The organism is Streptomyces ossamyceticus (assembly GCF_001418475.1).
Lineage (GTDB): Bacteria > Actinomycetota > Actinomycetes > Streptomycetales > Streptomycetaceae > Streptomyces > Streptomyces ossamyceticus.
Map to the genome: position 1 here is coordinate 598 of NZ_LIQX01000765.1, position 2,437 is coordinate 3,034.

The window sequence follows — 2,437 nt, forward strand, 5'->3', positions numbered from 1 at the left end:
CGGCCCGGTCCCGGCCAGCAGCTCCGGGTCCTTTGGCAGCAGCAGGTGTGACGTCGCGTGGGAGTGGGACTCCTCGAAGCCGCCGGCCTGGGCGACACCGTCGACGGGTCGCCGGGTGGAGTGGAGGTAGGGCGCGTCGCCGAGCCCGTCCGCGACGGAGTGCCCGAGCCCGGTCGCGGTCTCGGCGTACCCGAGGACGACCGAGGCCCGTGCCCCGTCGGCCCCCAGCAGGTCCCGCACCCGGCGGCCGAGGGCGACCCCGTGTCCGTGCACGACGGCCGGCGACTGCGGCACATGCTTGCCGAGCACGTTCGACACGAGCAGATGCGCCCGCTTGGGGTTGCGCCGCAGCGCGAGCCCCAGCAGACCGCTCAGCTCCTCGTCACCCACCAGCTCGACCCCGAGCCGCTCGGCGACCCAGGTCCCGGACCAGATCGGGTCGTTCACTGCGTTGTTCATCGATTCCTTCGTCGGTTACGACAGGTGCGGGCGGCCACGGCGGGTGCGGGCGGCGCGGCTCCTCAGTCGGCGAGCCCCGCGGGCTCCTCAGTCGACGAGCCCCGCGGCCAGCAGGTCCACGAAGCCGATGTCCTCGTTGGCCACACCGAAGACCTCGGCCCGCTGCAGAACCCTTTCAGCCCAGGCCCGGTGCGGCTTGACCTCGTTCATCTTGTTCCGGGAGGCGGAGCGCAGGACCCCGCCGCCGCCCCGCTCGGGCCGCAGGATGTCCTCGGCGTCGCTGAACTCCTCGTGGCTGACCACGGACAGCGCGTGCACGGGCAGCACATGCGAGGGGTGGATGCAGGTCTTGCCGAGCAGACCGTTGGCCTGGTCGAGGGAGATCTCGCGCAGCAGTCCGTCCAGGGCGTGCTCTATCAGTGTCTCGCGCAGCCGCCCGGCGCGGTTCTCCAGGAAGGGGCTGGTGCGCAGCTGCGGCTTGAACATGCGCTCCTGCACGCGGAAGTACTCCCACACGGGCCCGGTCACCGTGAACCCGGTGCCGTCCGCCCGCCCCAGCACGTTCACCACGTCCGCGATCACGGAGGCGACGATCTGGACGTCGTACGCGGTCATGTCGGGTGCCCGGCGCAGCGCGTAGGAGGAGCAGAAGTCGGTGACTCCGAGGCGCAGGGCGAGGACGCGGTCGCGGTACTTGTCGACGGTGTGGGCGATGCCCTGGAGGGCCTCTACGCGCGTCTCCCGGTACATCAGCTCGGGGGATTCCAGCACGGGCATGGCGAACAGCCGCCGCCCGCTCGCGGCCTCGGCGGCGGTGAGCGCCTCCAGGAAGGCGATGCCGCGCTCCTCGGTGAACTTCGGGAGTACGAATCCGGACAGCAGCCGTGCGTCCGGACCGAGCCGCCGGACGAGGTCGGGTATCTGCTCGGGGAAACGGACCCGGATGAACAGCAGCGGCAGATCGGCGTCCGGTCGGGCGGCGAGCTCGGCGAACTGCCGGACGAGGTTCTCCTCGGCGCCCACGACCTCCGCGTCGTCGATGGAGTCCTCCAGGCACAGCACCATCGAGACCACACCGCGCCCGGCCTGCTTGACGATGTCGTCGGCCAGCCGCTCGCGGGTCGCCGGGCTGTAGAGGGTGGCACCGAGGGCGGCGGCGAGGACCCGGGCCGGTGAGTCGGCGGTGAAGACACCCGGCTCGCGGAAGAAGAGGCGCTGACGCTCCTCAGGGGCGATGTGCCCGAAGTGACGCATGAAGATCCCCCGTGGCTGCTGGGCGGCCGGTCGTGAAGGTGGCCGGTAATAGTACGTACAAATGTGTGTCTTCAGTTCCCTCCGGGCGTGAAGTTCTGGTAACCCGGCCATGTCGGCCGCTCGACGACTCAACCGGCCCATCCTCGCCCCCGCGTTGTCGTGATCAGGACCGAGAGGGCAGGATGAACGACATGACGCACGCGATGCTGAAGGGGTCGAACGTCCCGATCGAAGCCACGGCGGTCCGCGCCGTGCTGCGCTGGGCGCCCGGACAGGGTGCCCCGGAAGTCGACGCCTCGGCGCTGCTCCTCGGCCCCGACGGACGGGTACGGTCCGACGAGGACTTCGTGTTCTACAACCAGCCGCGCCACCCCTCGGGCAAGGTGTGGCGGCTCGGCAAGAAGCGTGTCGCCGACGGCCTCACGGACACCATCCAGACTGACCTGACCGGTGTCGAGTCCGCGGTCGGCCAGATTCTGCTCGTGGCCTCCGCCGACGACGTCACCTTCGACCACGTACGTTCCCTGCGCATCCTGCTGTACGACGCCACGGTCTCCGACGCGGAACCGCTGGCGTACTTCGACATCAAGCCGGAGACGGGCGAGGAGACCGCGCTGATCTGCGGCGAGCTCTACCGCCGGGGCGGTGGCTGGAAGTTCCGCGCCCTCGGCGAGGGCTACACCAACGGCCTCCAGGGCCTCGCCACCGACTTCGGCATCTCGGT

Annotated in this window: 3 protein-coding genes; 1 reads left to right on the forward strand and 2 read right to left on the reverse strand. The window is 70.4% G+C overall.

Annotated elements, in window-relative coordinates; translation table 11 throughout:
- The coding region (locus AOK15_RS48030; protein WP_240508784.1) for a phosphoribosyltransferase domain-containing protein at positions 1-459 on the reverse strand (459 nt) is incomplete at its 3' end.
- A gap of 87 nt (positions 460-546) precedes the next feature.
- Positions 547-1,713: an HpcH/HpaI aldolase/citrate lyase family protein gene (locus AOK15_RS38330; RefSeq protein WP_055523478.1), complete on the reverse strand. Its 1,167-nt coding sequence runs from the start codon at positions 1,711-1,713 to the stop codon at positions 547-549.
- Between the two features lie 191 nt (positions 1,714-1,904).
- Between AOK15_RS38330 and AOK15_RS38335 the strand changes: the two genes are divergently transcribed.
- The coding region (locus AOK15_RS38335) for a TerD family protein (protein WP_055523480.1) at positions 1,905-2,437 on the forward strand (533 nt) is incomplete at its 3' end.